Annotated in this window: 26 protein-coding genes; 14 read left to right on the top strand and 12 right to left on the bottom strand. The window is 57.4% G+C overall.

Features of this window, described 5'->3' with window-relative positions; translation table 11 throughout:
• Window positions 1-22 precede the first annotated feature (22 nt).
• Both ACOT0L_RS14855 and ruvX read left to right on the top strand, forming a co-directional pair.
• Window positions 23-583 (top strand): YqgE/AlgH family protein, encoded by a 561-nt coding sequence (locus tag ACOT0L_RS14855; protein ID WP_022649353.1) that lies wholly within the window; start codon window positions 23-25, stop codon window positions 581-583.
• A complete protein-coding gene (gene ruvX / locus ACOT0L_RS14860) occupies window positions 583-999 on the top strand; it encodes a Holliday junction resolvase RuvX (protein WP_006811925.1) in 417 nt (138 codons plus the stop codon). Before ACOT0L_RS14855 ends, ruvX begins: the two co-directional genes overlap by 1 nt.
• 10 nt (window positions 1,000-1,009) lie before the next feature.
• On the opposite strand, the gene ACOT0L_RS14865 is transcribed toward ruvX, so the two are convergent.
• Window positions 1,010-1,990, bottom strand: a complete 981-nt coding sequence (locus ACOT0L_RS14865; RefSeq protein ID WP_126503467.1) for a type IV pilus twitching motility protein PilT — start codon at window positions 1,988-1,990, stop codon at window positions 1,010-1,012.
• Between the two features lie 17 nt (window positions 1,991-2,007).
• On the opposite strand from ACOT0L_RS14865, the gene ACOT0L_RS14870 reads away from it, so the two are divergent.
• The 6 genes from ACOT0L_RS14870 to ACOT0L_RS14895 are packed head-to-tail and all read left to right on the top strand — an operon-like array spanning window position 2,008 to window position 5,723.
• On the top strand, window positions 2,008-2,709 hold the full coding sequence (locus ACOT0L_RS14870; protein ID WP_126503469.1) for a YggS family pyridoxal phosphate-dependent enzyme: 702 nt from the start codon (window positions 2,008-2,010) through the stop codon (window positions 2,707-2,709).
• Between the two features lie 21 nt (window positions 2,710-2,730).
• A complete protein-coding gene (locus tag ACOT0L_RS14875) occupies window positions 2,731-3,297 on the top strand; it encodes a YggT family protein (RefSeq protein WP_003860024.1) in 567 nt (188 codons plus the stop codon).
• Window positions 3,294-3,590 carry a DUF167 family protein YggU gene (gene yggU, locus ACOT0L_RS14880; RefSeq protein ID WP_022649356.1) on the top strand — a complete coding sequence of 99 codons (297 nt, stop codon included), beginning with the start codon at window positions 3,294-3,296 and terminating at the stop codon, window positions 3,588-3,590. The genes ACOT0L_RS14875 and yggU overlap by 4 nt, the downstream gene beginning before the upstream one ends.
• A gap of 3 nt (window positions 3,591-3,593) precedes the next feature.
• A complete protein-coding gene (locus ACOT0L_RS14885; RefSeq protein ID WP_126503471.1) occupies window positions 3,594-4,187 on the top strand; it encodes an XTP/dITP diphosphatase in 594 nt (197 codons plus the stop codon).
• Window positions 4,180-5,328 (top strand): radical SAM family heme chaperone HemW, encoded by a 1,149-nt coding sequence (gene hemW, locus ACOT0L_RS14890; RefSeq protein WP_038416710.1) that lies wholly within the window; start codon window positions 4,180-4,182, stop codon window positions 5,326-5,328. The genes ACOT0L_RS14885 and hemW overlap by 8 nt, the downstream gene beginning before the upstream one ends.
• Before the next feature lie 56 nt (window positions 5,329-5,384).
• A complete protein-coding gene (locus ACOT0L_RS14895) occupies window positions 5,385-5,723 on the top strand; it encodes an endonuclease domain-containing protein (RefSeq protein WP_023298571.1) in 339 nt (112 codons plus the stop codon).
• Window positions 5,724-5,806: 83 nt separating this feature from the next.
• Here the strand turns inward: ACOT0L_RS14895 and ACOT0L_RS14900 are convergent, their stop codons facing one another.
• The 3 genes from ACOT0L_RS14900 to trmB are packed head-to-tail and all read right to left on the bottom strand — an operon-like array spanning window position 5,807 to window position 7,626.
• Complete coding sequence (locus ACOT0L_RS14900) at window positions 5,807-6,523, bottom strand: DUF2884 domain-containing protein (protein ID WP_022649360.1); 717 nt, start codon at window positions 6,521-6,523, stop codon at window positions 5,807-5,809.
• 57 nt (window positions 6,524-6,580) lie between these two features.
• Window positions 6,581-6,907 (bottom strand): YggL family protein, encoded by a 327-nt coding sequence (locus tag ACOT0L_RS14905; protein ID WP_003862421.1) that lies wholly within the window; start codon window positions 6,905-6,907, stop codon window positions 6,581-6,583.
• A complete protein-coding gene (trmB, locus tag ACOT0L_RS14910; RefSeq protein ID WP_022649361.1) occupies window positions 6,907-7,626 on the bottom strand; it encodes a tRNA (guanosine(46)-N7)-methyltransferase TrmB in 720 nt (239 codons plus the stop codon). Before trmB ends, ACOT0L_RS14905 begins: the two co-directional genes overlap by 1 nt.
• A gap of 144 nt (window positions 7,627-7,770) precedes the next feature.
• Here trmB and mutY point away from each other — a divergent pair, with 144 nt between their 5' ends.
• The 4 genes from mutY (at window position 7,771) to ACOT0L_RS14930 (ending at window position 11,872) form a co-directional block, all read left to right on the top strand.
• Window positions 7,771-8,823, top strand: a complete 1,053-nt coding sequence (mutY, locus tag ACOT0L_RS14915; RefSeq protein ID WP_185817712.1) for an A/G-specific adenine glycosylase — start codon at window positions 7,771-7,773, stop codon at window positions 8,821-8,823.
• 26 nt (window positions 8,824-8,849) lie between these two features.
• Entirely contained in the window at window positions 8,850-9,122 is a 273-nt protein-coding gene (locus ACOT0L_RS14920; protein ID WP_003862425.1) for an oxidative damage protection protein, read from the top strand.
• A 124-nt stretch (window positions 9,123-9,246) separates the two neighbouring features.
• Window positions 9,247-10,323, top strand: a complete 1,077-nt coding sequence (gene mltC, locus ACOT0L_RS14925; protein WP_032621902.1) for a membrane-bound lytic murein transglycosylase MltC — start codon at window positions 9,247-9,249, stop codon at window positions 10,321-10,323.
• 292 nt (window positions 10,324-10,615) lie between these two features.
• Window positions 10,616-11,872, top strand: coding sequence for a nucleoside permease (locus ACOT0L_RS14930; RefSeq protein WP_022649364.1), 1,257 nt, complete (start codon window positions 10,616-10,618; stop codon window positions 11,870-11,872).
• Between the two features lie 81 nt (window positions 11,873-11,953).
• Here the strand turns inward: ACOT0L_RS14930 and citG are convergent, their stop codons facing one another.
• From citG to ACOT0L_RS14970, 8 genes are read right to left on the bottom strand one after another with little or no spacing between them, the layout of a single operon-like run.
• On the bottom strand, window positions 11,954-12,757 hold the full coding sequence (gene citG / locus ACOT0L_RS14935) for a triphosphoribosyl-dephospho-CoA synthase CitG (RefSeq protein ID WP_126503475.1): 804 nt from the start codon (window positions 12,755-12,757) through the stop codon (window positions 11,954-11,956).
• Window positions 12,735-13,274 carry a citrate lyase holo-[acyl-carrier protein] synthase gene (citX, locus tag ACOT0L_RS14940; RefSeq protein WP_022649366.1) on the bottom strand — a complete coding sequence of 180 codons (540 nt, stop codon included), beginning with the start codon at window positions 13,272-13,274 and terminating at the stop codon, window positions 12,735-12,737. Before citX ends, citG begins: the two co-directional genes overlap by 23 nt.
• A 2-nt stretch (window positions 13,275-13,276) precedes the next feature.
• Complete coding sequence (citF, locus tag ACOT0L_RS14945) at window positions 13,277-14,794, bottom strand: citrate lyase subunit alpha (protein WP_045308348.1); 1,518 nt, start codon at window positions 14,792-14,794, stop codon at window positions 13,277-13,279.
• A 10-nt stretch (window positions 14,795-14,804) separates the two neighbouring features.
• Window positions 14,805-15,680 (bottom strand): citrate (pro-3S)-lyase subunit beta, encoded by an 876-nt coding sequence (gene citE / locus ACOT0L_RS14950; protein ID WP_126503477.1) that lies wholly within the window; start codon window positions 15,678-15,680, stop codon window positions 14,805-14,807.
• Window positions 15,677-15,970, bottom strand: coding sequence for a citrate lyase acyl carrier protein (citD, locus tag ACOT0L_RS14955; protein WP_017382935.1), 294 nt, complete (start codon window positions 15,968-15,970; stop codon window positions 15,677-15,679). The genes citE and citD overlap by 4 nt, the downstream gene beginning before the upstream one ends.
• Window positions 15,971-15,986: 16 nt before the next feature.
• Window positions 15,987-17,009: a [citrate (pro-3S)-lyase] ligase gene (citC, locus tag ACOT0L_RS14960; RefSeq protein ID WP_063201570.1), complete on the bottom strand. Its 1,023-nt coding sequence runs from the start codon at window positions 17,007-17,009 to the stop codon at window positions 15,987-15,989.
• A 13-nt stretch (window positions 17,010-17,022) separates the two neighbouring features.
• The gene (locus ACOT0L_RS14965; RefSeq protein ID WP_015571851.1) at window positions 17,023-17,886 is read right to left on the bottom strand and encodes a fumarylacetoacetate hydrolase family protein; all 864 of its coding nucleotides are present in this window, start codon (window positions 17,884-17,886) and stop codon (window positions 17,023-17,025) included.
• A gap of 17 nt (window positions 17,887-17,903) precedes the next feature.
• Window positions 17,904-19,265, bottom strand: coding sequence for a 2-hydroxycarboxylate transporter family protein (locus tag ACOT0L_RS14970; RefSeq protein ID WP_022649371.1), 1,362 nt, complete (start codon window positions 19,263-19,265; stop codon window positions 17,904-17,906).
• 345 nt (window positions 19,266-19,610) lie between these two features.
• Here ACOT0L_RS14970 and ACOT0L_RS14975 point away from each other — a divergent pair, with 345 nt between their 5' ends.
• Complete coding sequence (locus tag ACOT0L_RS14975) at window positions 19,611-21,248, top strand: ATP-binding protein (RefSeq protein ID WP_022649372.1); 1,638 nt, start codon at window positions 19,611-19,613, stop codon at window positions 21,246-21,248.
• Window positions 21,238-21,930, top strand: coding sequence for a response regulator (locus tag ACOT0L_RS14980; RefSeq protein WP_022649373.1), 693 nt, complete (start codon window positions 21,238-21,240; stop codon window positions 21,928-21,930). Before ACOT0L_RS14975 ends, ACOT0L_RS14980 begins: the two co-directional genes overlap by 11 nt.
• Window positions 21,931-21,974: the final 44 nt, after the last annotated feature.

A 21,974-nucleotide genomic window follows, 5' to 3' on the forward strand; every position in this document is an offset into this window, starting at 1 on the left:
CCAGGAAACAGTACCTCTGACAATGAATTTACAGCATCACTTTCTTATTGCCATGCCTGCTCTCCAGGATCCGATTTTCCGCCGCGCCGTGGTCTATATTTGCGAATACAACGAAGACGGCGCAATGGGGATTATCATCAATAAGCCGCTGGAAAACCTTCAGGTTGAAGGCATTCTGGACAAGCTGAAAATCCCTGCTGAAGCGCGGCTGCCGGAAATCCGTCTTGATAAACCGGTGATGCTCGGCGGACCGCTTGCAGAAGATCGTGGCTTTATCCTGCATACCCCGCCGGTTTTCTCGTCCAGCATTCGTATCTCCGATAACACCGTCGTCACCACCTCTCGCGATGTGCTCGAAACACTGGGCACGGCAAATCAGCCTTCTGAGGTGCTGGTTGCGCTCGGCTACGCTTCCTGGGAAAAAGGGCAGCTGGAACAAGAAATTCTGGATAACGCCTGGCTGACGGCCCCTGCGGATATGAATATCCTGTTTAAAACCCCTATCGCCGATCGCTGGCGTGACGCGGCAAAACTGATTGGCATTGATATTCTGACCATGCCTGGCGTTGCGGGGCACGCGTAATGAGCGGCACCCTTCTCGCCTTTGACTTCGGCACCAAAAGCATCGGCGTCGCTGTGGGTCAACGGATCACCGGCACCGCCCGCCCGCTCACAGCGCTGAAAGCTAACGACGGCACGCCGGACTGGAACCTTATTGAGCGCTTGCTCAAAGAGTGGCAGCCGGACGACGTGATTGTCGGTCTGCCGTTGAACATGGACGGCACCGAGCAGCCGCTTACCGCCCGCGCGCGCAAGTTCGCGAACAAAATTCATGGCCGCTTTGGTGTCTCCGTTAAGCTGCACGATGAACGTTTGAGCACCGTCGAGGCACGCGCTGGCCTGTTCGAGCACGGTGGCTTCCGGGCGTTGAACAAAGGCAGCGTGGATTCAGCTTCAGCCGTCATTATCCTCGAAAGCTATTTCGAACAGGGTTACTGAGCGCCGGGGCCTACAGCCGCCCCTGCGCCCGTCGCTCCGCCAGACTCTGCTCAAAGTTCTGCATCCCCGCCTGCTGCCCCGTTTGAATAATGCCCGGCAGTTGCCAGGTTTTGCCTTCGCGGATCAGGTTTGCCGCCGCCGACGTATTCACCAGTAGCTCATACAGCGCCACGCGCCCGCCCTGGACATCCTGACGCAGCTTCTGCGCCAGTACCGCACGCAGGCTTCCCGCCAGCTGATTACGAACCGGATCTTTCTCCTGCGCCGGGAAGGTATCGACCAGGCGCTCGATCGCCTGCGCCGCACCGCGCGTGTGCAGCGTGGCCAACACCAGATGGCCAGTCTCAGCCGCCGTCAGCGCCAGGCGTATCGTCTCGCTGTCGCGCAGCTCACCAAGCAGAATCACATCCGGATCTTCACGCAGCGCACTGCGCAGGGCCTCGGCAAAGGACGGGCTATGCTGGCCTATCTCCCGCTGCCGGATGAGGCAACGTTCACTCTGGTACATAAACTCCACCGGATCTTCCAGGGTCAGAATGTGCCCGTCCGTATGGTGATTGAGAAAATCGACCATCGCGGCCAGGGTGGTCGATTTCCCGCTGCCGGTGGCGCCGGTGACCAGAATCAGGCCGTTGTCATTGGACAAAAGCTCCGGGATCGCGCGCGGCACGCCTAGCGCAGAGAGCTGCGGACACGTCAGCGGCAACAGGCGTAGCGCGATCGAAACGCCGTGCATATGCTTAAACGCACTGCCGCGCAGCCGCTGACCGCCTGTGAGGGTAACGGCAAAATCTACCTGCCCGTTTGCCAACCAGGCGCCCTGCTGTTCGTCATTGAGCCACGCTTTTAATAACGCCTCCACATCCGGGGGCGGAAACGGCGCAGGTTCAAGACGGCCTGACCTGCGCCAGCGCGGTGGTGAATCACTGCACAGGTGTAGATCGGAGACGTTATGCTTTACACTAAGGGCCACAATTTCTTCCACATCCATAGACAACTCCTCGGAAAATGAACGACATTGCGCATAACCTGGCACAGGTCCGGGACAAAATCTCAGCCGCGGCAACGCGTTGCGGCCGTGCTTCAGAAGAAATTACGTTGCTTGCAGTCAGCAAAACCAAGCCTGCGAGCGCCATCGCAGAAGCGATAGCCGCCGGTCATCGTGCCTTTGGTGAAAACTATGTGCAGGAAGGCGTAGATAAGATTCGCGCTTTCCGGGAGCGGGGAAATACAGACCTGCAGTGGCACTTTATCGGTCCGCTACAGTCGAACAAAAGCCGTCTGGTAGCAGAGCACTTCGACTGGTGTCACACCATCGATCGTCTGCGTATCGCTACCCGTTTGAGCGACCAGCGCCCTATGGAGATGCCAGCGCTTAACGTGCTGATTCAAATCAACATCAGTGATGAAAACAGCAAGTCCGGCATTACGCTGAGCGAACTGGATGCGCTGGCGGCGGACGTGACGGCGTTGCCGCGCTTAACCCTGCGCGGACTGATGGCCATTCCGGCACCAGAGTCAAGTTATGAAAGGCAGTTTGCCGTAGCACAGCAAATGGCTGTAGCATTTGAGGCGCTTAAAGCGCGCTATGACACGGTAGACACGCTTTCTCTGGGCATGTCGGACGATATGGAAGCCGCCATCGCGGCAGGCAGCACCATGGTGCGCATCGGCACAGCAATTTTCGGTGCGCGCGATTACACCCAATAATAAGGAAACCTGAGGAACGCCATGAAGACGTTGACTTTCCTGCTTTCAACGGTCATTGAACTGTATACGATGGCGCTGCTACTGCGCGTCTGGATGCAGTGGGCCCGTTGTGATTTTTACAATCCATTCTCACAATTTATCGTGAAAATCACGCAGCCCATTGTGGGGCCGCTTCGCCGCATCATTCCGGCAATGGGGCCGATTGACAGCTCATCTCTGCTGATGGCGTTTATTCTGAGCGTTATCAAAGCGATCGTGCTGTTTATGGTCATCACTTTCCAGCCGATTATCTGGATTTCAGCCGTTCTGATCCTGGTTAAAACCGTCGGCTCGCTGATCTTCTGGGTCCTGCTGGTGATGGCGATTATGAGCTGGGTAAGCCGGGGCCGTAGCCCGGTGGAGTACGCGTTGATTCAGCTGACTGAACCGTTACTGCGTCCGATCCGTAGCCTGCTGCCTGCGATGGGCGGAATCGACTTCTCCCCGATGCTTCTCGTTCTGCTGCTGTACGTGCTGAATATGGGTATCGCGGAACTGTTACAGGCGACGGGTAATATGCTGCTGCCGGGGCTGTGGATGGCGTTATGAGTGCAGTTAGCCCCTGCGCCGACGGGCTGGTTTTACGGCTGTACATTCAGCCGAAAGCCAGCCGCGACAGCATTGTTGGGCTGCATGGCGACGAGCTAAAAGTCGCCATCACTGCCCCGCCCGTTGACGGCCAGGCGAATGCGCATCTGACTAAATATCTGGCAAAACAGTTTCGCGTCGCTAAAAGCCAGGTCATCATTGAGAAAGGTGAACTTGGCCGGCATAAACAGGTAAAAATCCTTAACCCGCAATCTATCCCGACGGAAGTCGCGGCTCTGACAAAACAGGACTAAACCATGCAGAAAGTTGTTCTCGCCACCGGTAACGCCGGTAAAGTGCGCGAGCTGGCCTCGCTATTACATGATTTTGGGCTGGACGTGGTGGCTCAGACCGAGCTGGGCGTGGACTCCGCCGAAGAAACCGGCCTGACGTTTATCGAAAACGCCATTCTGAAAGCGCGCCATGCGGCGCAGATCACCGGGCTGTCCGCGATTGCCGATGACTCCGGACTGGCCGTGGATTTTCTGGGCGGTGCGCCGGGGATTTACTCCGCCCGCTATTCCGGGGTGGACGCCACCGACCAGCAGAACCTGGAAAAGCTGCTTGTGGCCCTGAACGACGTCCCTGACGAACAGCGTACCGCGCAGTTCCACTGCGTGCTGGTCTACATGCGTCACGCGGAAGATCCCACGCCGATTGTCTGTCACGGCAGCTGGCCGGGCGTGATCACCCGTGAAGCGGCGGGCAACGGCGGCTTTGGTTACGACCCGATTTTCTTTGTCCCGACCGAGGGCAAAACCGCTGCGGAACTCACCCGCGAAGAGAAAAGCGCGATCTCCCACCGTGGACGCGCCCTGAAACTGTTACTGGAAGCACTGCGTAATGGCTAATTTGCCGCCTCTGAGTCTTTATATTCACATCCCATGGTGCGTGCAGAAATGCCCGTACTGCGATTTCAACTCGCACGCGCTGAAGGGCGAAGTGCCGCACGATGATTACGTCGCGCATCTGCTGGCCGATCTGGATGCCGATGTACCGTACGCACAGGGACGTGAAGTGAAGACCATTTTTATTGGTGGCGGTACGCCGAGCCTGCTTTCAGGCCCGGCGATGCAGACGCTGCTGGACGGTGTGCGCGCACGCCTGAACCTGGCAGCGGATGCTGAAATTACGATGGAAGCCAACCCGGGCACCGTTGAGGCCGACCGTTTTGTCGAGTATCAGCGCGCGGGCGTGAACCGTATCTCCATCGGCGTGCAGAGCTTTAGCGAGCCAAAGCTGAAGCGCCTGGGGCGCATTCATGGCCCGGAAGAGGCAAAGCGCGCGGCGAACCTGGCAACGGGGCTTGGGCTGCGCAGTTTTAACCTCGATTTGATGCACGGCCTGCCGGATCAGTCGCTGGAAGAAGCGCTGGACGATTTGCGTCAGGCAATTGAACTGAACCCGCCGCATCTGTCGTGGTATCAGTTGACCATTGAACCGAACACCCTGTTTGGTTCCCGTCCTCCGGTGCTGCCGGACGATGACGCGCTGTGGGATATCTTCGAGCAGGGCCACCAGCTTTTGACCGCGGCGGGGTATCAGCAATACGAAACCTCGGCGTATGCGAAGCCGGGCTATCAGTGTCAGCACAACCTGAACTACTGGCGCTTTGGTGATTATCTGGGGATTGGCTGCGGGGCACACGGCAAAGTGACCTTCCCGGACGGGCGCATTCTGCGTACTGCCAAAACGCGTCATCCGCGCGGGTTTATGGAAGGCCGCTACCTGGAGCGTCAGCATGACGTCGAGGCGGTGGATAAGCCGTTTGAGTTCTTTATGAACCGCTTCCGTCTGCTGGAAGCCGCACCGCGCGCGGAGTTTGCGCTCTACACCGGGTTGTCAGAGTCGGTGATTCGTCCGCAGATTGACGAGGCGTTGGCGCAGGGGTATCTGACCGAGTGTAATGAGTACTGGCAGATCACCGAGCACGGCAAGCTGTTCCTAAACTCCCTTCTTGAGCTGTTCCTCGCTGAAAATCCTGAAGGCTGATTCAGGATTTTACATCCCGTTCTGCTGGTTGAGGGAAAGGCTGGCAGAGTGTGGGGATGGAAAAATCAAAACAGCTCCGCAAACAAATGACACCCGAAGAATTACGCCTCTGGTATCTGCTCAGAGGTCGCCGCTTCTTTGGGTATAAGTTTCGCCGACAGATGCCGGTTGGGCCGTACATCGTGGATTTTGCCTGCTTTAAGGCGAAACTGATTGTTGAGCTGGACGGGGGGCAACATCAGGATAAAGAGGCCTATGACTCTCGTCGCACCGAGTTTTTGAATGCGAACGGCTGGGAAGTCGTACGGTTCTGGAATCATGAATTCAGGGCTAATGAGGAGGAGATGCTGATGGCTATTCTGCAACGATTGCAATGCCTGATGCCCTCACCCTAACCCTCTCCCACAGGGAGAGGGAACTGGTTACTCCCTCTCCCCTGGGGAGAGGGCCGGGGTGAGGGGCCCTACGCGCAGAGGCGTTACTTCAGCGTCCCCACCAGCGCCTTCCGGCTGTCTTCCAGGGACACCACGCGTTTACACACGTCTTTGCCGAACTGCTGGAAATCGGCTTCCTGATTCTTCCACTCGTTCTGAATTGAGGTTTGCAGTCCGCCCAGGCTACCCAGTACACCCTGCAACGGATTACCGCCGCCTTTCAGCACCGCTTTGGCGCCCATCTCGTTGATGCTGTCCTGGAGAATGCCGCCCATCGCCTGGTTCACCAGCTGCTGACCGTCGGCTCGCACCTGATCGATCGCCTTATAGTGGAACGTCAGGCCATCAGAGCGCGTCTCAATAATGCGGTTCATCTGTTCTTTCAGCTGTTTATCCAGCTTCGTCAGGCGGGTGCGCATATTGCTGCTCTCCCCCACCTCTTTGGTGATGATTTTATCCAGCGCCACGCGGCCCTTCTCAACGCGGGTCAGCGCGCCATCGTTTATCCATGGCAGCGCGGTACGCAACTCGGCCTGGTAGTCCATCGCCTGCTCGCGCTGGGCGGCCGTCAGGTTTTGCTGTTTGCCGTTAAACGTCACGTTGCCATCCGGCGTGATCACCAGATTGCCATTCTCGCCCTTAACCTGCACGGTTTGCGGGCTTAATACCACGTCGTCACGCGGGGTGACGCTACATTTATACTCCGCATGGGCGGTGGTTCCGATTGCCAGTAAAGCAACCGCCAGCAACGTTTTACGCATCTTCAACACTCCCTCAGACAAAATGGGCCAGCTAATGCTGGCCCCGTTCTTGCTTTATTAGTCCCACCAAACGTCGAAAAGTTCGCTGACGCGGACATCTTCCAGTTTGTGGTCTTCAAGCCATTTGCGTACCAGCGCCTGATGTTCTTCGGTGCATTTCCCCACTTCCTGGGTGCAAATCAGACCTTCCCACGCCAGATAGCCGCTACCGTCGAAGGCCAGCTTGTTGGGTTCGATCACCTCGTTGATGAACGCATCAACGTCCTGATCGATCTGCTCAACGCTGGTGCCTTCCGGGAAACGCCAGGCAACGGAGAAACCCACTTCCTGGAATTCTTCGATGTGCATCTTTTTACGCAGACGACGGCTACGATTCTTTGCCATTATTTCACCCTCTCGAACATTAAGTCCCATACGCCGTGACCAAGACGATGGCCACGCTGTTCAAATTTTGTCACCGGACGTGAATCCGGACGCGGTACGTAGTCGTTGCTTTCAGACTGGTTTTTATACCCGTCCAGCGACGACATCACTTCCAGCATGTGTTCCGCATAAGGTTCCCAGTCGGTCGCCATGTGGAAGACGCCACCCAGCTTAAGCTTACTTTTCACCAGCTCGGCAAACGGCGCCTGAACGATACGGCGTTTATTATGACGCGCTTTGTGCCACGGGTCAGGGAAAAAGAGCTGAACCATGTTCAAAGAATTGTCAGGAATCATTTTGTGCAGCACTTCCACCGCGTCGTGACACATAACGCGCAGGTTCTCAACGCCCTCTTCATGGGCCGTTGCCAGACACGCACCGACGCCTGGCGAGTGCACTTCAATACCGAGGAAGTTCTGCTCCGGTCGCGCTTTCGCCATAGTGACCAGCGAGGTGCCCATGCCAAAACCGATCTCCAGCGTCACTGGCGCATCGCGGCCAAACAGCTCGGTAAAGTCGAGCGGCTGCTCGCTGAACTCAACGCCCATCACCGGCCAGTAGTTGTCCAGCGCGTGTTGCTGCCCTTTTGTCAGGCGGCCCTGACGGCGGACAAAGCTGCGAATACGGCGCAGCGGGCGACCGTTTTCATCAAATTCCGGTGAAATGACGTCGTTTTTCATAAAAGAGTTGTCTGCTTGTGAGAGTGTACGGGAAACGGGCATTATCCAAAGTTAAGGCTTCTATGCAAGCATGGGAAAGATCCGGTTTACAGCAGATTGACGCTGTGCTGCAATCTGCCTCCCTGATTAAGCGAATCGATGACCATGCAAGCCTCTCAATTTTCAGCCCAGGTGCTGGACTGGTACGACAAATACGGGCGTAAAACCCTGCCCTGGCAAATTGAAAAAACGCCTTACAAAGTATGGCTCTCCGAGGTGATGTTGCAACAAACGCAGGTCGCGACGGTCATTCCTTACTTCGAGCGTTTTATGGCGCGCTTCCCGACAGTCACCGATCTGGCGAACGCCCCGTTGGACGAGGTGCTGCACCTGTGGACCGGGCTTGGCTATTATGCCCGCGCGCGCAACCTGCACAAGGCCGCACAGCAGGTCGCGACGCGCCACAACGGTAAATTCCCGGAAACCTTCGACGAGGTGGCGGATTTGCCCGGCGTCGGGCGTTCGACCGCAGGCGCAATCCTCTCCCTCTCTTTAGGCAAGCATTTCCCTATTCTCGACGGCAACGTCAAGCGCGTGCTGGCACGCTGCTACGCCGTAGAAGGCTGGCCGGGCAAGAAAGAGGTTGAGAAGCGCCTGTGGGAGATCAGTGAAGCGGTCACTCCGGCGAAAGGGGTGGAACGTTTTAACCAGGCGATGATGGATCTGGGCGCGATGGTCTGCACCCGTTCAAAACCGAAGTGCGAACTCTGCCCGGTAAATAACCTCTGCGTGGCCTATGCGAACCACTCCTGGGCGCAGTATCCGGGGAAAAAACCGAAGCAGACGCTGCCTGAACGCACCGGGTACATGCTGCTGATGCAGCATGGCGACGAGGTGTTTCTCGCCCAGCGCCCGCCGAGTGGCCTGTGGGGTGGTCTATACTGCTTCCCACAGTTTGAGGATGAAGCTTCGCTTCGGGCATGGCTTGAACAGCGCGGCATTGCGGCCGATACCCTGACGCAACTCAACGCGTTCCGTCATACCTTCAGCCATTTCCATCTGGATATTGTGCCTATGTGGCTTCCCGTGTCCTCATTCACCTCCTGCATGGATGAAGGCACCGCTCTCTGGTATAACTTAGCGCAACCGCCATCAGTCGGGCTGGCGGCTCCCGTGGAGCGCCTGTTACAGCAATTACGTGTCGGTGCAATGGTTTAGCATCGGCAAGACAAAGAGGAATGAGTATGGCCAGAACCATTTTTTGTACTTTCCTGCAGCGCGACGCTGAAGGCCAGGATTTCCAGCTCTACCCGGGCGACCTGGGTAAACGCATTTACAACGAGATCTCCAAAGAAGCCTGGGGACAGTGGCAGAAAAAACAGACCATGCTGATCAACGAGAAAAAGCTCAGCATGATGAACCCGGAACACCGCAAGCTGCTGGAGCAGGAGATGGTGAACTTCCTGTTCGAGGGTAAAGACGTCCACATCGAAGGCTATACGCCACCGGAAAAATAATACTCTGCGGCTGCTGCCCGGCGGCGCTGCGCTTGCACGGGCCTACGGTTATGTAGGCCGGGTAAGCGCAGCGCCACCCGGCAACAGCAACCTCAAAGCAAACACAACACGCACTCCCGGAATGATGAAAAAACTATTAGCGCTAGCACTTGTTGCGCCGTTGCTTGTGTCTTGTTCTTCCAAAAAGGGCGATAGCTATAACGAAGCCTGGGTTAAGGACACCAACGGTTTTGACATTTTGATGGGGCAGTTTGCCCATAACATCGAGAACATATGGGGATTTAACGAAGTTCTTATTGCCGGACCGAAGGACTACGTTAAGTATACCGACGCCTATCAGACCCGTAGCCACATCAACTTCGATGACGGTACGATTACGATTGAAACCATCGCGGGGACTGAACCTGCGGCGCATTTACGTCAGGCCATCATCAAAACCCTGCTGATGGGCGACGATCCGGGCTCTATCGATCTCTACTCTGATGCCGATGACATTACTATCTCCAAAGAGCCATTCCTGTATGGGCAGGTCGTTGACCAGACCGGTCAGCCGATTCGCTGGGAAGGTCGCGCGACGAACTTCGCAGACTATTTGCTGCAAACGCGCCTGAAAAGCCGCACCAATGGCCTGAAGGTGATCTATAGCGTTACGATAAACCTGGTGCCGAACCACCTCGACAAGCGTGCGCATAAGTATCTGGGCATGGTGCGTCAGGCGTCGCGTAAGTATGGCGTGGATGAGTCGCTGATCCTGGCGATTATGCAGACCGAATCCTCGTTCAACCCGTATGCGGTGAGCCGTTCCGACGCGCTGGGGCTGATGCAGGTTGTGCAGCACAGCGCCGGTAAAGACGTGTTCCGCGCGCAGGGGAAATCCGGTACGCCGAGCCGCAGCTACCTGTTTGACCCGCAAAGCAACATTGATACCGGTACCGCATATCTGGCGATGCTAAACAATGTTTATCTCGGCGGGATTGATAACCCGACTTCACGTCGCTATGCGGTGATCACCGCCTACAACGGCGGAGCGGGCAGCGTCCTGCGCGTCTTCTCGAACGATAAAGTGCAGGCCGCGAACATCATCAACAGCATGGCGCCGGGGGATGTCTACTCAACCCTCACCACTCGCCACCCGTCTGCGGAATCCCGCCGCTATCTGTATAAGGTGAATACGGCGCAGAAGAACTATCGTCGTCGCTAGAAACCAACACCACCCCTCACCCTACCCTCTCCCCAAAGGGGAGAGGGTGTTCAAGTTCCCTCTCCCCTTTGGGGAGAGGGTTAGGGTGAGGGGGCATCAGACCGCACTCACTCCACCCCACCCATACAAAAATGCTATTTGCATCACAATCCAAACTGCAAATTAATGTGGATTGCATTTTTTTGCGGGAGGTAACAAAACATATCGTTGCCAACTGATAGAATTGCATCAAATAACAACCCTGAATGTTCCTATAACAACATATCTCCCGCTCACTTGTGAGGAAAGTAACATGAACCTTAAGCTGCAGCTTAAAATCTTGTCGTTTCTGCAGTTCTGCCTGTGGGGTAGCTGGCTGACTACACTCGGCTCCTATATGTTTGTGACGCTCAAGTTCGATGGTGCGTCAATCGGTGCCGTCTACAGCTCGCTGGGTATTGCGGCTGTTTTCATGCCAACGCTGCTCGGTATCGTGGCAGATAAATGGTTAAGTGCGAAATGGCTGTATATGCTTTGCCATCTGGTGGGTGCGGGGACGCTGTTTATGGCGGCCGAAGTGACCACGCCGGGGGCGATGTTTATGGTGATCCTGCTTAACTCGCTGGCGTATATGCCAACGCTTGGCCTGATCAACACCATCTCCTACTACCGCCTGAAATCTGCCGGTCTGGATATCGTCACCGACTTCCCGCCAATCCGTATCTGGGGCACCATCGGCTTTATCATGGCAATGTGGGGCGTGAGCTTCGCGGGCTTCGAGCTGAGCCACATGCAGCTGTATATTGGTGCCGCGCTCTCCGTGCTGCTGGCGCTGTTCACCCTGACGCTGCCCACCATTCCGGTTTCTAACCAGCAGAAAAACCAGAGCTGGAGCACCATGCTTGGCCTGGACGCCTTCGCCCTGTTCAAAAACAAGCGCATGGCGATCTTCTTTATTTTCTCCATGCTGCTGGGCGCGGAACTGCAAATCACCAACATGTTCGGTAATACCTTCCTGCACAGCTTCGATAACGATCCGCTGTTTGCCGGGAGCTTTATCGTTGAACACGCGTCGGTGATGATGTCCATCTCGCAGATCTCTGAGACGCTGTTCATCCTGACCATCCCGTTCTTCCTGAGCCGCTACGGCATCAAGAACGTCATGCTGATCAGTATCGCTGCCTGGATGTTGCGCTTCGGTCTGTTCGCCTACGGCGACCCAAGCGCGTTCGGCACCGTGCTGCTGGTTCTGTCGATGATTGTTTACGGCTGCGCCTTCGACTTCTTCAACATCTCCGGCTCGGTGTTTGTAGAAAAAGAGGTGAAACCTGAAATTCGCGCCAGCGCGCAGGGCATGTTCCTGATGATGACCAACGGCTTCGGCTGTATTCTGGGCGGCGTGGTGAGCGGTAAAGTGGTTGAGATGTATACCACCAACGGCATCACCAACTGGCAGCCAGTGTGGCTGATCTTCGCCGGGTACTCACTGGTGCTTTTCTTCGCGTTCATCGTGCTGTTCAAGTACAAGCACGTACGCGAACCACACGGTGCGCAGCCGATCGCGCATTGATTGTTGTGCCCGGTGGCGGCTTCGCCTTACCGGGCCTACAAACCGCAAACCGTAGGCCGGGTAAGCGTTAGCGCCACCCGGCTATTTTATTCCAGACAGCACCCACCCCACCGACAGCAAATCCGCGCTGCCGCCCGGACTCAGGTTTCGTTCAATCAACGCGTTATCCATCCTAAGCAACGCATCCTGATCCCAGCCGTTCGCCAGCAGCTCCTGCGCATAACCCTGGACGTAGCGCAGCCCTTCAGTGCCGCCGCGCGAAACGAGATTACTGTCCTGGTTGATGGCCATCAGGCGCAATAACAGGTCATGAAGGGTGTTTCCCTTCCACTGCGCCAGCGCCTTACGCACCGTGCTGAAGCCGCTTTCTGCCTCACCGCGCGCGCCGGTTAAACCGTACTGTTGAAACTGTCGCTCTCCCGCCGTTACCTGTCCGCTGCGCTCGCCCAGTTCCCGCGCCACCAGCCCACGACAGATGTTACTTACCTCACAACAGAGGCTATCCGCAGAGATATTTTTTACACGTCCGGCGGCGAAGCAGAGCAAACCAAGGGCAAAAATCCCGCCCTTGTGCGTGTTCACCCCGCCCGTGGCGGCGTACATTGCCTGCTCACAGGCCATTCCCATCGGGCGGATAATCCGCAACTGCTGATCGGCAGGTTTGGCCGCATGTGCTTCACCCAGTTCCGCAAAACGGGCAAACCACGGCGTAATCGCCGCAATGCTGCGGAGGAATAAGGTATGGTCCATATCGCGATGGGAGCCGTTATTGAGCCTGTCCACCAGCCCCGGTTTGGGGGTCAGCTCCAGCTCCTGCCACAGCGCCTCTGCGGCAAGCGCAGGAACATCAACCGGGCGCGGTTTAGTCGCGAGCAAACCAGTCATCTATCATTTTCTCCACGCGGGAAACCACCTGCTCAACGGGATGGTGCCGAGAACGGGAACAAGCGTGGGCAGGCTCGTCGCAAATCAGACAGCGCCTGAGGTGTGAACCCAACGACTGACGGCCAACGTGGCCGTTTTCAGGGCAGATCACATCCAGATCCCACAGTCTGCCGAGCGGGTGCGTCTGCTCCAGTTCAGCACAGTGCGCTTTAATTTCCGCCGCCGGATGCGCGACGCACCACAGCGCTTCAGGTCCGGTGGGTAGCCAGAGCACCTGGCGGTCCAGCACCTGCCAGCGGTTTTCCCACAGCAGCTGGTCACACATCTGTAACGCCACGCCCATGGTGTTGCGATAGCGCAGGCTGTCTTTGATTTGCCCGGGCGTGACCAGCGTTAGGGAGATCACCGGTTGTTGATGGTGCGTAAGCCAGTCAGCCTGACGGGCTGCGCGGCGCTCTTTCGCCGCCAGCAGCGCGTCCAGGCTGACACCCGTCCGCACGGGTGTCGCAATAGTCATATTCACTCCTTTACCTGTCGAACGGTGTCGATCACGCTGCCGTCGCGGTAGCGGATCACCCCGACAATTTTGTCGGTGAACTCAATCGGTTTCGGTACGCCGGTCAGGGAAATCGCCCGCTCATAGAGCGCGTTGATATCTACAACCTTCAGGCCTGCTTCCATGAGTCGTTCGCGGATCTCCGGGCGCGCCGGGTTGACCGCAATACCGTGGTCGGTGACCAGCACGTCAATGCTCTCCCCCGGCGTGAGGCGCGTGGTAACGCGCTTCACAACGGTCGGGATGCGGCTTCGCAGCAGCGGCGCGACCACAATGGTCAGGTTGGCTGCCGACGCCACGTCGCAGTGCCCGCCGGATGCGCCGCGCATCACGCCGTCGGATCCGGTGATGACGTTGACGTTAAAATCGACGTCGATTTCCAGCGCGCTGAGGATCACCACGTCGAGCTGGTCGCAGCTTGCCGCCTTGCTGCCGGGGTTGGCGTAGACGTTGGTGGAGATCTCCACGTGGTTCGGGTTGCGCGCCAGCGAGGCCGCCGCCTGGCCGTCAAAGCACTGGGTGTCGAGCAGCTTTTCGATGAGCCCCTTCTCGTGCAAATCCACCAGGCTGCCGGTGATACCGCCAAGGGCGAAGCGCGCCTTCACGCCGCTGCGCTCCATCTTCTCTTCCATAAAGCGGGTGCAGGCGGTCGCCGCCGCGCCGGAGCCGGTCTGCATCGAGAAGCCCGGTTTAAAGTAACCAGAGTGTTCAATCACGTCCGCCGCATAGCGGGCAATCATCAGCTCGCGCGGGTTGCTGGTGACGCGCGCCGCACCGACGCTGATTTTCGCCGGGTCGCCCACGCTCTCCACCTGCACGATGTAGTCCACCTGATCCTGCACCAGGCTGGCGGGCATATTCGGGAACGGCACCAGCTCTTCGGTCAGCAGCACCACCTTACGGGCAAAGTGTGCGTCCACCATGGCGTAACCCAGCGAACCGCAACACGATTTGCCCTGCGTGCCGTTAGCGTTGCCAAACTCATCGCTGCACGGCACGCCGAGAAATGCCACGTCGATATTCAGCTCGCCATCCTGGAGCAGCTTCACGCGCCCGCCGTGGGAGTGAATTTGTACCGGCTCGTCCATCAACCCGTGGGAGATGGCCTCCGCCAGCCTGCCGCGCATACCGGAGGTGTAAATTCGGGCGATCACGCCGCTTTGAATATGCTCGATCAGCGCGTCGTTGCAGGTCATCAGCGAGCTGGAGGCCAGGGTCAAATTTTTAAAACCCATCCGCGCCAGCAGCGCCACAACGGTGTTGATCACCCGGTCGCCTTCGCGAAAGGCATGGTGGAAAGAGATGGTCATCCCGTCCTGCAAGCCGCTGCGCATGACGGCTTCTTCGAGGGAGGCGCAAAGCTTACGGTTGTGTTTCGCCTCGCTGTCAGCCAGCCACGGCGTCGCGCTGTGGGCGGTATCAAAAGGCTTCAGATCCCGCAGATGGGGGAAATTCACATGGAGAAGTTCTGTCTGATTCATTATGTCATCCTTACCGACGCACGCCGGAGGCCGCCGCGCGCTCCAGCACCACCTGCGCGTGGTTAATAATCGGTGCATCCACCATTTTGCCGTTGAGCGAGACCACGCCCAGGCCGTTACGCTCGCCCTCTTCTGCCGCTTCAATCACCCATTTCGCGTGATCCACCTCTTCCTGAGTCGGGGCGTAGGCGTTGTGCAGCAGGTCAATCTGGCGCGGGTTAATCAGCGATTTGCCGTTAAAGCCCATCTTGCGGATCAGGTCGACCTCGCGCAGGAACCCGGCTTCGTCATTAACGTCTGACCACACCACGTCGAAAGCGTCGATGCCCGCAGCGCGGGCGGCGTGCAGCACAGCGCAGCGGGCGTAGAACAGCTCGGTGCCGTCGCCGCGCTCGGTCTGCATGTCCATTACGTAGTCAAAGGCGGCCAGCGCGATGCCGATGAGGCGCGGGGAGCTGCGGGCAATCGCCACGGCGTTGATGACGCCAATGGCCGATTCAATCGCCGCCATCACGCGGGTGGAACCTACTTCACGCCCGCACTCCTGCTCAATGCGCTCCAGGTGGCCCTCCAGCTCGTAGATATCGTCCGGGGTGTCGGTTTTTGGCAGGCGAATCACGTCTACGCCCGCGCGTACGGCGGCCTCCAGATCCAGCAGGCCAAACGGCGTGCTCAGCGGGTTAATACGCACCACGGTTTCGATATCCTGATACATCGGGTGCTGCAACGCGTGGAACACCAGCATGCGTGCGGTGTCTTTCTCGCGCAGGGCCACGGCGTCCTCAAGGTCAAACATGATGGAGTCGGGGCGGTAGATAAAGGCGGTGGAGAGCATGGCGGCATTGGCGCCCGGCAGGAACAGCATACTGCGGCGGAGTTTACTCATTTCAGCGCCCCCCAGTTGATGGCCTGTTCATCGGCGGCACGCAGAAGCGCGCTTTGCAGGCGGGCGCGGATCACACAGTCCAGCGCCCCTTTGTCTTCAATAATGATTAATCCCTGGTGCACATTCATGGCGCGCAATGTGTCGTTGACCACCTGGCGTATTTGCTCGCCAAACTGCTTAATCACTTCACTGTGGATGACAATCTCCAGCTCACCGTGAGCGGGGGCGATTTTCACCATCAGGTCGCTGGACTCCTGCGTTCCGGCCAGCGCCTCCCTTACAATATTCATGATAAATTCCTGATAGTTATGCGACTTCCGCACTCGCACGATAATGTGCTTCGAGGTGCGCGAAGGTGGAGTCCGGAACAATCTCCCGGATCCGGGAAAACTGCTGTGTCTTGAGTAAACGGCGCACTTCCGAGGCCGAAATAGCGTTGCCGGTGGCTTTGATGCGCGGCATTTCCACCACGTCGATGTGCGAGGCCAGCAGATCGTGCAGCGTCTGGTTGTACTGGCGGGTGATATCGCAGAACGGCTCCGAGCCGATGAAGCGGTGCGTGATGCCCAGCGCCGGGGCGATAAAGTCCCGGAAGATCAGCACGTCTATCTCGCTCCATGCCTGCTGCACTTTACCGGTCTCCTTCAGGAAGTAGGCCGGAAACGTGGCGCGGGAGATGATGTACTGCGAGCCTTCATGCACCACCACGTTCGGCAGATGCGCCACGCCCGCGCGCACCATCTCGAAGCGCGCGCTGAACGGGAAGAACGAGGCGTCTTCACGCACCACGAACAGATGCAGAGCATCGCACTGCGCCGCCGCCTGCTCCACCAGATGACGGTGACCGAGGGTGAATGGGTTGGCGTTCATCACGATGGCACCAATCTTCTCCCCACACTTGCGGCTAGCGCGCAGGGATCGGCAGTAGCGCACGATCCCTTGCGGAGTGTTCTCCATTAGCACCGCGTTGTTCCCGCTCTGGGCAACCGGCCAGAAACCGCTGCGGCCAAAGCGCTCCTTATTACACGGACGGGTGCAGAGGAAGAGGTGAAAATGGCCGCGCTCCAGCGCCGCATTTTCCACCTCTGCCAGCAGACGCGCGCTGAGGTTTTCCCCACGAAGCTGCTCGTTGACCGCGACGCACTTGATGACGTTGGCAGCAAGTCCGGCGCAACCCACCAGCTGCGCGCCGGACCAGGCTTCAACAAACAGCGTGATGTCGTTGTCCAGGCCAAGGCCGCTGTCTGCCAGCAGGTAGCGGATCTGGCTTAAGCGTTCCGGGTGTTTCGCCACAACGGTGTGGCGAAAATCAATGGGTTGCGATTGCATGCTGCCGCCTTACTCAGTGCGCTGCCGCGAGCCCGACGGCTGGCGCTTCCACGATCACGTTGCTCAGATGACCGATATGCTCGATCTCTACCTCAATGCGATCCCCCTCCTTCATAAACAGTGGCGGGTTGCGCTTTTTACCCACCCCGCCAGGCGAGCCGGTGATGATCACGTCGCCCGGGCTGAGACGGGTGAAGGTGCTGATGTATTCGATCAGCTCCGCCACCTTGTGGATCATGCTGCTGGTGTTGTCCTCCTGCACCATGCGGCCGTTCAGCCAGGTGCGGATCGCCAGGCTGTGCGGGTCCGGGATCTCATCCGCCGTCGCCATCCACGGGCCGAACGCCCCGGTCTGCCGCCAGTTTTTCCCGGCGGTGAACCAGGTGTGCTGCCAGTCGCGGGCGGAGCCGTCCATGTAGCAGCTGTAGCCCGCCACGTGGCGCAGGGCGTCGTCGCGGCTGATGTTCTCCCCGCCTTTGCCGATGATCACCGCCAGCTCGCCTTCGTAGTCGAACTCGCTGGAGTGGCGCGGCTTCAGCACCGGCTCGTTGTGGCCGGTCTGTGAATCCGGGAAGCGGACAAACAGGGTCGGGGCCGGGTTGTGCTGGTCAAACTCCTTGCGCTTGTCGGCATAGTTCATGCCCACGCAGAGAATTTTTTCCGGCTGGACAATCACCGGTAAGAAGGTGATGGCGTTCAGCGGTACATCCACCGCGTCGTTCAGAAAACGGGTGGCCTGCGCCAGCCCGTTCCCCTGCAACAGCGCTTTAAGGTCGCCATAGCGGTCGCCCAGGCGGCGGCCTAAATCAATCACGCCCTCGGCCTGAACGATGCCGTAGCTGCGTTTACCCTGGTATAAAAAGCTTGCGAGTTTCATTGTTCTTTCCTGAAAACTTAAACGAGGAAGTTGCCCAGAATCAGCAGTGAGACAGAGACGTTAATCGCCCCGCCGATACGGGTAGCAATCTGGGCGAATGGCATCAGGCTCATGCGGTTGCCTGCGGTCAGGATCGCCACGTCACCGGTACCGCCCTGCCCGCTCTGACAGCAGGAGACGATGGCGACATCAATCGGGTGCATACCAATCTTTTTGCCAACGAAGAATCCGGTTGCCACCAGCGCGGAAACGGTGCTGATAATCACCAGCAGGTTGCTGACGGTGAACGCCGCCACCAGTTCATGCCATGGGGTAATCGCCACGCCAACGGCGAAGAGAATCGGGTAGGTCACGGAGGTCTGGAAGAATTTGTACACCACCTGGGAACCCTCCAGCAGACGCGGAGAGGCGCCATTACAGAGCTTCACCAGCACCGCCATAAACAGCATACCGACCGGCGCTGGCAGACCAATCAGCTTGTGACCGAGCATGCCCAGCATGTACAGCAGCACCGCCAGCAGCGCGCCGGAGGCGATGGTGGTCACATCCGCTTTGCCGGAGAACGCGGGTTGAGAGACGGTGGCATCGGCGTTGGCGCGGTTAGGCATCAGTTGGCCTTCACCGGTCAGGTGCGGGTAGCGTTTCCCGAGCTGGTTGAGGCAACCGGAGATGATGATCGCCGTCAGGCCGCCGAGCATTACCATCGGCAGCACGCGGCCGAGCGCCACGCCCTGATCCATGTGCAGCAGGGTGGCATAGCCGATAGAGAGCGGGATCGCCCCTTCCCCGACGCCGCCCGCCATGATCGGCAGAATGATAAAGAAGAAGATCTGGAACGGCTCAAGGCCCAGCGCCAGTCCAACGCCCATGCCGACAATCATGCCGACGATTTCACCGCACAGCATCGGGAAGAAGATGCGCAGGAAGCCCTGGATCAGCACGGTGCGGTTCATGCTCATGATGCTGCCGACAATAATGCAGCAGATATAGAGGTAGAGAATATTGGTGGATTTATAGAATTTGGTCGTGGACTCGACCACCACGTCCGGCAGCAGGCCGTAATAGACCAGCGCGGAAGGGATAAAGGTGGCACAAATTGCCGCCGCGCCGAGCTTGCCGACAATCGGCAGGCGTTTGCCGAACTCGCCGCAGGCAAAGCCGAAGAAGGCCAGCGTGGCCACCATGACCACGATGTCGCTCGGTAGTTTTCCGCCCAGGCAATCAATCGCAATTAGCGCGCCCGCCAGAACGAACAGTGGCAGAGGAATAATGCCGATTTTCCAGGTATCCATAATATGCCACCAGCGCTCTTTGAGCGATGGCCGCTGAATATCAATCGGGTCGTGGGTAACAGAGAATGAATCGTCAGTTGTGCTCATAATAAGCCCCTTAGTTATTTTGTGCGTCCAGCTTAGAGTCACAAAGGCTTACTTTATGTGAGGAATGGCATATTAAAAGCGAAGTTTTAATGGCCGCTATGGTTTTAATGGTTTCTTTTATTTAATGTGATTTATGCCTTATTTATTGCCGTGGTTTTTATGGTTTCTTTTCTTAACTGAACAAAGAAATAACATTTATTCATTTAACCTTAAGAGGATGAGACTTTCGGAAAAATCTTTTACAGGCTGCGCTGTGCAAGGGATCACAAGTTTTCGGCAAAGCGGGCATCCTGGCCTTAAAAGATGATATATTCAGCCGACCTGTTGATATCTCGCGTGATAGTTATGAAAGTATCGTTTCAGATCAAGCTGTTTATTTCGCTGGTCGCCTTTTTCTCAGTGCTGTTCGCATTACTGGGCGGATATTATTATGTCGATGTCGGCAGGCAGCTTTATCAGGAAATGAGCGCGCGCGCAAAAATACAGGCCGAAGAAATTGCGCTTATTCCTTCTCTGCGAAAAGAAGTCGAACAAAAGGATATCCAGGGCATCCATGACTTTATGCAGAAAATAGCCGCCCGCAGCGACGCCAGTTTTATTGTGATTGGTGACAATAAAGGGCTGCATCTTTTCCATTCCGTGTTTGCCGACCGGGTAGGCAAAACGCTGGTTGGCGGAGACAACGACGAGGTATTACACGGCAAAAGCACCATCACCATCCGCAAGGGCGGGTTAGGCATTTCGCTGCGCAGCAAAGCGCCCATTTTTAATGATGCCGGGCAGGTGGTGGGGATTGTTTCGGTAGGCTATCTCACAAGCTATCTGGACACCATCACCGTCAGCAAGGTGGTTAATATCCTGATTGCCGCCGTGCTGCTGCTTATCGCCCTGTTTATTTTCTCCTGGTTCTTCACCCGCAGCATCAAGAAGCAGATATTCTCTCTGGAGCCGCGCGAAATCGGCCTGCTGGTGCGTCAGCAAAAGGCGATGATGGAATCCATTTATGAAGGGGTGATTGCCATCGACGACGATCTCCGCATTGAGGTGATTAACCAGGCGGCGCGTAAATTATTAGGCTTACGCCAGCCCGCCCGCGAACTGCGGGGTCAACTCATCAGCCAGGTGATCGCGCCCGTCCCGTTCTTTAACGCGCAAACCATGCTTGCGAAAGACACCCACGATGAGATCTGTCGCTTTAACGATCTCACGGTCATTGCCAGCCGGGTGCGGATCATGCTGGAAGATGCGTTGCAGGGCTGGGTGATCACCTTTCGCGATCGCAACGAGATCGACTCGCTCAGCGCCCAGCTCAGCCAGGTAAAGCGCTATGTTGATAACCTGCGCATCATGCGCCATGAACAGCTGAACCGCATGACCACGCTGTCCGGCCTGCTGCATATGGGCCGTTATGACGAGGCAATTCGCTATATACAGGCGCAGTCGGAACACGCTCAGGAGCTGCTGGACTTTATCTCGTCCCGCTTTAGCTCCCCGACGCTGTGCGGTTTGCTGCTTGGAAAGGCCGCGCGCGCGCGTGAAAAAGGCGTTGAGCTGAGCTTCGATCCAGCCTGCCGGGTGGACAAACCCTTCCTGCCGCTGCTCGAATCGGAACTAGTCTCGATCATCGGGAACTTGCTGGATAACGCCATCGAAGCGACCCAGCGCGCCCCGCTCCCGCATGCCCCGGTAGACGTGCTAATAAAGTTGAACGAGCAGGAACTGATTATTGAAGTCGCCGACCAGGGCGTCGGCATCACACCGGAGATCCGCGACCGGATCTTTGAGCGCGGCATCACCACCAAAACGCGCGGCGATCACGGTATTGGCCTGTATCTGATTGAAAGCTACGTCACGCAGGCTGGCGGTGCAATTGAAGTTGCCGATAACACCCCACGCGGTGCCATTTTCTCACTGTTTATTCCCGCCACGGGAACGGTCCGGCACCCCGTACAGGAACTGGAAGATACCGACTATGCAACATGAACTTATCGACGTACTGATTGTTGAAGACGAGAACGAACTGGCGCAACTGCACGCGGAGCTTATCGGTAAACATCCGCGCCTGAGGCTGGTGGGGATTGCCGCGTCACTGGCCGACGCGCAGGTACAACTGGAGAGCAAACAGCCGAAGCTGATGCTGCTGGATAACTATCTGCCGGACGGCAAAGGCATCACCCTTATCAGCAACCCGATGCTCACCCGCGCCAACTGCTCGGTGATTTTCATCACCGCCGCCAGCGATATGGACACCTGTAGCCAGGCCATTCGTAACGGCGCGTTCGACTACATCCTCAAGCCGGTTTCCTGGAAGCGCCTGAGCCAGTCGCTGGAACGTTTTGTGCAGTTTGCCGAACAGCAGCGCGTCTGGAAGATTGTCGACCAGCAGAACGTGGATTCACTCTATCAGCTACAGGCGAAAAATTATCGACTGGACAACGGCAGCAAAGGGATAGAGGAGAACACGCTGGCGCGGGTGCAAACGTTGTTTAACAACAAGGCGGCGCACTGCTTTACGGTGGATGAGGTGGTGAGCGAGACGGGCCTGAGTAAAACCACCACCCGGCGCTATCTGGAACACTGCGTGGAGGTGGGTTTTCTGACGGTGGAGATGCTGTACGGGAAGATTGGGCATCCGAGAAGGATGTACAGGCGTAGTGCGACTTAACTCCCCTCACCCCGGCCCTCTCCCCAAAGGGGCGAGGGTGAAAA

The sequence above is a fragment of the Enterobacter cloacae complex sp. XAL002 genome (assembly GCF_049236805.1).
In the GTDB taxonomy this organism is placed as follows: domain Bacteria; phylum Pseudomonadota; class Gammaproteobacteria; order Enterobacterales; family Enterobacteriaceae; genus Enterobacter; species Enterobacter intestinihominis.